The organism is Gemmatimonas sp., assembly GCF_046594945.1.
Classification (GTDB): Bacteria; Gemmatimonadota; Gemmatimonadetes; order Gemmatimonadales; family Gemmatimonadaceae; genus Gemmatimonas.
In genome coordinates, this window is record NZ_JBKJRB010000133.1 from 1 (window position 1) to 7,194 (window position 7,194).

General features: G+C 64.9%; 6 protein-coding genes. 4 read left to right on the plus strand and 2 right to left on the minus strand.

Annotated elements, in window-relative coordinates:
* Positions 1–630: 630 nt before the first annotated feature.
* The gene (locus tag ACLL97_RS16095) at positions 631–1,074 is read right to left on the minus strand and encodes a hypothetical protein (RefSeq protein ID WP_411281497.1); all 444 of its coding nucleotides are present in this window, start codon (positions 1,072–1,074) and stop codon (positions 631–633) included.
* 135 nt (positions 1,075–1,209) lie between these two features.
* Here ACLL97_RS16095 and ACLL97_RS16100 point away from each other — a divergent pair, with 135 nt between their 5' ends.
* Positions 1,210–2,013 (plus strand): tryptophan-rich sensory protein, encoded by an 804-nt coding sequence (locus tag ACLL97_RS16100; protein WP_411281498.1) that lies wholly within the window; start codon positions 1,210–1,212, stop codon positions 2,011–2,013.
* Here the strand turns inward: ACLL97_RS16100 and ACLL97_RS16105 are convergent.
* Positions 2,000–2,416 carry a hypothetical protein gene (locus ACLL97_RS16105; protein WP_411281499.1) on the minus strand — a complete coding sequence of 139 codons (417 nt, stop codon included), beginning with the start codon at positions 2,414–2,416 and terminating at the stop codon, positions 2,000–2,002. The genes ACLL97_RS16100 and ACLL97_RS16105 overlap by 14 nt on opposite strands.
* A gap of 198 nt (positions 2,417–2,614) precedes the next feature.
* Between ACLL97_RS16105 and ACLL97_RS16110 the strand changes: the two genes are divergently transcribed.
* The 3 genes from ACLL97_RS16110 to ACLL97_RS16120 form a co-directional block, all read left to right on the plus strand.
* A complete protein-coding gene (locus tag ACLL97_RS16110) occupies positions 2,615–5,134 on the plus strand; it encodes a DUF1592 domain-containing protein (protein ID WP_411281500.1) in 2,520 nt (839 codons plus the stop codon).
* An 11-nt stretch (positions 5,135–5,145) separates the two neighbouring features.
* On the plus strand, positions 5,146–6,522 hold the full coding sequence (locus tag ACLL97_RS16115) for a DUF1552 domain-containing protein (RefSeq protein ID WP_411281501.1): 1,377 nt from the start codon (positions 5,146–5,148) through the stop codon (positions 6,520–6,522).
* Positions 6,523–6,564: 42 nt separating this feature from the next.
* Positions 6,565–7,194: ankyrin repeat domain-containing protein (locus ACLL97_RS16120; RefSeq protein WP_411281502.1), on the plus strand; the 630-nt coding region annotated here is incomplete at its 3' end.

Sequence of the window (7,194 nt, forward strand, 5' to 3'; positions counted from 1 at the left end):
TACTTCACGCAGGTAGTTGGACGGAAAGAGCTCGATTGCCGTACTCGGCACATTCAGCCGATCGGTAGTCGTGGTCGGAGCGCCTGCAGAGGTGTCCATGTGCAGTGAGTCGATGTAACGGTTGGCTCGTGGCCCGAGTCGCGAATGTCACAGAGTACACTAAGCGAGATCGCGTCAGTTTCTAAAATGCGGCAGGCTAAGCCTAAAACATACCCGTCGACCACTTTGACGGCGAGAAATTTCCATCTACCGAAACCTGGGGCATTCAGGCGATTCGGGTAGATGTGTCCTAGTCCGCGCCAAGCCGTGTCGCGCCCCGCTGCCAAATAGGCGCCAACTAAACTCTCGCCGCACGACGCGGACGTACCGCCCCACTGGCGACGGCAGCGGCATACGCTTAGCCGACGGGACCACTCCAGCCACGAAACGGTCCCAGAGGTACATGGCTATTGCCTGGGCGGTCAGCGTGTCGAATGTGCGGCGATGAGATCCTCCGACCGGCGCCATCCTTTGCTTCGGGAGCACGAGGTCGCAGGTTCGAATCCTGTCGCCCCGACTGATGATAGAAGGCAACGAACCCCGCAACGACCTTGGTCGCTGCGGGGTTCGTTGTTCCATCCGGTTGCCCGATCACCCCTCGGTCCACTTCGCGATCAGGCGCTGCCATGGGATCACCGCCGCCACCAGCGCGAGCGTGATCAGCGTGCCGATGAGCGCCTTCTTCGCCTTGGCGGCCGAGCCCGAGGCCTTCTTCACGAGCACGCCCGACACGGTGGCGGCGATGGCCGCGACAATCATCAACGAGGGGTGCTCGACGACCAGGCGACGGAGCGCCGGATCCTTCATCGTGTCGCTCATCGCACCTCGCGCCGCGGTTACCGCTGGGCTCACGAACCAGAGACCAAGACCGGCCAGCAACTGCAGGTGCACCAGCAATGTCAGCTTCCGCACCAAACCCGTGTCGGCCTCCGACCAGGTGGCGCTGCGGCTGATGGCCCGTGCGATCACCAGCACACCGACGATGAGAACCGCCCACGCCAGCAGGTTGTGCGTACCGATCAAGATCCCGTACATCCGATCATCCTCCGACGAGTGAGACGCCAAGCGTTCTATTGAAGGCACGCGCCCGGAATGTCGCTGTTCACGACACCCGGAATGTTATCCTGTCTGCAGCCGATGCGCTGTTCCTTTCTCATGACTCCCCCGCCAATGTCTCTGACCATGTCGCTGACACGCAGAAAGGCGGGCAACGTGCTCACGTTGGTCGTGGTCATCGCGCTCAACGGCCTCGCCGCCACGGGGGTAATGAGTGGGGCTTCGATTGGCGACATCGCCAACCGCTACCGCTCGCTGGTTCTGCCCGCCGACTACGTGTTCGGCATCTGGAGTCTGATCTATCTCGGGCTTATTGCCTCGGCGATCTATCAGGCGCTCCCCACCGTTGGGGCCGAACGCGCGGTGCAGCGCCTCGGGATCTGGTGGAGCGTGACCGGCGCGCTGAACGTGGCGTGGATCTCGCTCTTTTCGTTCGGGCAGTTCGCGCTGGCCCTGCTGGTGATGGTGACTTTTCTCGTCTCGTTGGTTGCCATCGGCGAACGTGTACGCGTACCAGGTGGCAACAGTCAGGGCGGTCGCATCACGCTGGCCGAACAGGCTTTCCTGATCTGGCCGCAAGACCTCTACCTCGCGTGGATCTCGGTGGCGCTGATTGTGAACAGCTTTCAGTTTGCGCACGCCGTGGCGTGGCGCGGCTTTGGCATTGCGGAATCGACGTGGGCCGTGGCCATGATGATCGTCGCCACGATGCTCGGTGTGATCATGGCGTGGCACCGCGGCAACTGGCTCTTCCCGTTGGTTGTGGCGTGGGCGCTGCGCGGCATCGGCGCGCGGTACGCGGACATCGGAGCCATTGCCGGCCCCACGAGGTGGCTCGTCCCGGTCGGGATCGTGACTGGCGTGATCGCGTGGGTGGTCGGACAGCGAGCGCGCCGGGAACGAGCTACTTCGCGATGATTTTCGCGAGCGCGGCATCGAAGGCGAGCCGCGCGCTATCGTCGCCGCTAATGCGTTGGGTGAGCACGACGTAGCTCGCCTCGGTCATCCCTTGCGCCGTCAGTAGCCGCTCCCGCTCCACGCGGTACTTGCTGCGCAGCTCCGCCAAGACCTCGGGCTTCTTGTTCTTGGGGTCGGCGTACTGGGCGTCAGCGCGCTCTCGAAGGGCATTCAGCGCCGCATGTGCGCGCGCGAAAGGCAGCATCGCGGCGACGCTGTCGGCATGGGGCGCCGCGGCGACCGGCACCGTGGTGGAGGACGCCGCCGTTGCGGCCACCGGTGGTGGTGTCTGCCCGTAAACCGTGCGGGTGCTTCCCATCATGGCACAGCCGATTGCCAGCAGGGGAACGAGACAGCGCAGCACGAGAGACTCCGGGAGCCGGGGGGAGGGCGGTGAGCACTACGCCGCCCTCGCAAGCTTGACCCGCTCGGACTGGGCGTCAACGGGTTGACGCAAGAACGCGTTATCTTGTTGCTATCCCGGGTTTCGCGCCCGACTGTTCCATGCTGGCGGTTCCTCCCGTACGTCCCCTCCGTAGTTCCCCCCCGCACGAGGTCAGGCATGAAGGCGATCTCCGCACTGGCGGTCACGCTCTCATTCGCCGTCGCCCTACCCGGCCATAGCGATTCTCGGCCAACCGATCCCCCGAGTGCGCCTCGCGCCTTGGGTCATCCGGTGTTGCCACGCTCCGTTGCGCGTAAGGCGGGGGCCCTGAGGGCGCCGCCGGCGCCATGGATGGCGCCCGCCGAGCTCAATGCCGTGGTGAAGCAATACTGCCAGAAATGCCACAACCCGACGATGCGGCGAGGGAACCTTTCGCTCGCCGATTTCGACGTGGGGGCACCTGACGCAAAAGCCGATGTCGCCGAGAAGGTGGTGGCGAAGTTGCGCTCCGGCATGATGCCGCCGGTGGGTTCCGCGCGACCGAGCGTGGACACACTCGATGCGCTGGTCACCTCGCTGGAACGACAATTGGACGCGAGTGCCATCGCGCATCCGAATCCCGGGCGACGCACCTTTCAGCGGCTCAACCGTGCGGAGTATCGCGCGGCGATCGGCGACTTGTTGAAGCTCGAGGTCGACGCGACCGCGTATCTCCCGCCCGACACCAAGAGCGACAATTTCGACAATATCGCCGACGTCCAGGCGCTCTCCCCCACGCTGCTGAGCGCGTACCTGCGGGCGGCGAGTGATCTCAGCCGGTTGGCGATCGGCAACGCGGCGGCGAGCGCCGTGTCGAATACGTACACGATGCCGAAAATGGCATCGCAGGTGGACCATGTGGAGGGCACGCCGTTCGGTACGCGCGGTGGTATGGCGGTGCTGCATACGTTCCCCGCCGACGGAGAGTATCGCTTCGACGTGAACTTCTTTCACGAGACCACGGGTGCTTTCGCCGGTGGCCTCGCGCGCGGTGAGCAGATCGAGATCTCAGTGGACGGCGAGCGCGTGGCGCTACTCGGTATCGACCGCTTCATGCATGCCTCCGATCCAAATGGCGTGTCCATGGGTAGCGAGCGCGTTCGCATCACGGCCGGGCCGCATCGTATTGCCGCCGCCTTTGTGCCGGCCGCGTTTCAGGGCGTGGTGCAGGATCTCATCAGCCCGCTCAAGTGGTCGTTGAACAGCACGTCGAATGCGGTGGCGTACGGTTTCTCCCTGTTGCCGCACTTGCGCGAACTCACGGTAAATGGCCCGTACGCGGTGACCGGCGTGTCAGAGACGTCGGTGCGCAAACACATCTTCAGCTGCCGTCCGGCCACAGTCACCGTTGAACGGCCGTGCGCGCAGTCGATTGTGAATCGATTGGGCACCATGGCCTATCGACGTCCGCTCACGGATGAAGATCGCGCTGGACTGATGTCGCTATACGACGCGGGTCGCAAAGGCGGCAACTTTGAAACCGGTGTGCGGACGGCGCTCGAAGGTATTTTGGCGAGCCCCGACTTCGTGTTTCGTTTCGAACAGGCGCCACGTGACGTGGGGGCCGGGGCGAACTACAAGCTGCGCGACATCGACCTCGCGTCACGACTGTCCTTCTTTCTATGGTCGGCACCGCCCGACCAGGCGCTGCTCACCGCCGCCACCCGGGGCACGCTCTCACAGACCGCGGGGCTCGAGCGCGAGGTCCGTCGCATGCTCACCGACCCGCGAGCGAAGGCGCTCTCCACGCGCTTTGCGGCGCAGTGGCTGCGGTTGCCGGATCTCGACATCGTGCAGCCCGACGTGCGGCAGTATCCCGATTTCGACGAGCAGCTGCGCAGCGCCATGCGACAGGAAACAGAAATCTTCTTCGACGATCTCGTGCGCCGTGATCGCCCATTGCTCGATTTGTATCGTGCCGACTACACGTTCGTGAATGAACGGTTGGCGCAGCATTACAACATGCCCAACGTGGTTGGACCACAGTTCCGGCGCGTGAAGTATCCTGATGCTGGACGGCGTGGCGTGCTGTCGCACGCCAGCGTCCTCACGCTGACCTCGCATGCCGGTCGTACGTCGGCGGTGGAGCGTGGCAAGTGGGTGATGGAAGTCATGCTCAATTCACCGCCCCCCCCGCCGCCCCCGGGCGTCCCGGATCTCGAAGCCACGCCCGGTAGCGCATCGGGGCGCCTGCTGACCGTGCGCGAGCGCATGGAGCAACACCGCAAGAGCCCGGCATGCGCGAGCTGCCACAAGATGATGGACCCGATCGGTCTCGCCATGGAGCAGTACGATGTGACCGGACGTCTGCGCGTGCGCGACAACGGCATGCCGATCGACTCGCGCGGCGATCTGTGGGATGGGAGCACGGCGAGCACCGTGGCCGAGCTGCAGGCGGCCTTGCTGCGCCGCGAGGATGCGCTGCTTCGTACGTTCACGCGCAACCTGATGGCGTACGCGATCGGACGTCGGATTGAAGCGTACGACATGCCGTCGGTGCGCGCGATTGTGCGCGATGCGTCGAAGCAGGAGCATCGCATGTCGGCCTACATCCTTGGTGTCGTTCGTAGTCCAGCGTTCCGCATGCAACGCGCGGAAGGTGTTGTTCCGAAAGCCACCGATGCGCCATCCGGCGCGTCGTCCTCGACGTCCCGGTAAGGAGCCGCCACATGGCGTTCATCAGCCGCCAACCACTACCGCGCCGCACGTTCCTCAAGGGACTCGGCACGATGGTCGCGCTTCCGTATCTGGACGCGATGATTCCCACGACGGCCTTTGCCGCCAGTGCCCCGGCCAATCCGGCGCGCCTGCTCTGCCTCGAGATGGTGCACGGGGCGGCCGGCTGCAGTCCGTTCGGCCTCACGGAACATCTGTGGGCTCCGCCAACGACCGGACGCGCCTTCGATCTCAGCGCGACGTCGCTGTCGCCGCTGGAACCATGGCGCAAGTACGCCACGATCGTGAGTAACACGGATGTCCGCATGGCCGAGGCGTACAAGTCGGAAGAGATCGGTGGTGATCATTTCCGCTCGAGCGCTGTGTTCCTGACGCAGGCGCATCCCACGCAGACGGAAGGCTCCGACATCTTTGCGGGCACGTCGCTCGACCAGATGTACGCGCAGCGCTTCGGACAGGCGACGCCGATTCCGTCAATGCAGCTGTGCATCGAACCGCTCGATCGCGCCGGCGGCTGTGCCTACGGCTACTCCTGCATGTACACCGACTCGATCAGCTGGAGCTCGCCCACCGAGCCGCTGCCGATGATCCGCGATCCGCGGGTGGCGTTCGAGCAGCTGTTCGGCACCGGGGGCACCCCGGCCGAACGTGCGGATCGCACGCGCAGTACGGGTAGTGTGCTGGACTGGATCACGGGTCGCGTGTCGCAGCTCAACCGTCAGCTCGGCGCTGGTGACCGACGGCGTATGGAACAGTATCTCGAGAATATTCGCGAAATCGAGCGGCGCATTCAGCAGGTCGAGGCGCGCAACGCGTCCGGTGAGGAACGCGAGCTGGCCGGCGCGCCAGCCGGTGTGCCGGACTCCTTCGGCGATCACGTGAAGATCATGTTCGACCTCCAGGTGCTCGCGCTGCAGAGCGACATGACCCGTGTGTTCTCGTTCAAGATGGGACGTGATGCCTCGGCGCGCGTGTATCCAGACAGCGGCGTGGCGACCGGCTTCCACCCGTCGTCGCACCATGGCAACAACCCGGCCCGCGTGCGCGAGTTCGCCGAGATCAACCGCTACCATGTGAGCTTGCTGCCGTATCTGCTCGAGAAGCTCAAGACGACGATGGACGGCGATACGCCGTTGCTCGACAACACGACCATCGTGTACGGCTCACCGATGTCGGACAGCAACACGCACAACCATCGTCGCTGTCCGCTGTTGTTACTCGGTGGCGGCCACGGACTCGCCTCCGGTAATCAGCACTTGAAGGCGCCCGACGGCACACCGATGGCCAACGTGATGCTCAGTCTCATGCACAAACTGGGCATGGACGACATCAACACGTTTGGCGATAGCACCGGTGCATTCGCGTTCTGATCTGTCTGTGACCTGTCTCTGACCAAGCGGAGCGAACGTCGTATGAATCGAGTGATGCTCAAGGTGTTCGGCGTGATCGCGCTGGGCGTCCCCGGTGGACTGCCGATCGCGCTCCCCCCCGCGGCGCCGGTGGCCGATGCTGCGATGCGCGGCGATGGCGCGGCGGTACGCGCGCTGGTGGCCACCGGGGCTGACGTGAACGTGGCGCAAGGCGACGGGATGACGGCGTTGCACTGGGCCGCCACTCGTGGCGATTCGTCGCTGGCTGTCGTACTGCTGCGGGCCAAAGCCCGTGTGTCGGCCACCACGAGGGTCGGCGGCTACACACCGCTTCACGTGGCGAGCCAGAGCGGTGCCACTGGCGTGGTGCGCGCGCTCCTGGCCGCGAAGGCGGATGCGCGCGCCGTGACCGCCGACGGGGCCTCACCGTTGCACCTGGCCGCGGTGGCCGGTATGCCGGGTACGATCTCCGCCCTGATTGCGGCGGGCGGCGACGTGAACGCGACGGAACCGTCGTGGGGGCAGACCCCACTCATGACGGCCGCTGCAAGAGGTCGAGCAGACGCGGTGCGTGCCCTTTTGAAGGCTGGGGCGGACCCGGCGATCACCGCCAAGACGATGGATATCATGGCCAGCGCGGCGCAGGACCGTCAGGCCAAAGCGAAACGTGAC

What these genes read in the sequence shown, in the direction of transcription:
- ACLL97_RS16110 (WP_411281500.1), top strand. Translation starts at nt 2,615, where the DNA reads ATGAAGGCGATCTCCGCACTGGCGGTCACGCTCTCATTCGCCGTCGCC.
- ACLL97_RS16095 (WP_411281497.1), bottom strand. Translation starts at nt 1,074, where the DNA reads ATGTACGGGATCTTGATCGGTACGCACAACCTGCTGGCGTGGGCGGTT.
- ACLL97_RS16100 (WP_411281498.1), top strand. Translation starts at nt 1,210, where the DNA reads ATGTCTCTGACCATGTCGCTGACACGCAGAAAGGCGGGCAACGTGCTC.
- ACLL97_RS16115 (WP_411281501.1), top strand. Translation starts at nt 5,146, where the DNA reads ATGGCGTTCATCAGCCGCCAACCACTACCGCGCCGCACGTTCCTCAAG.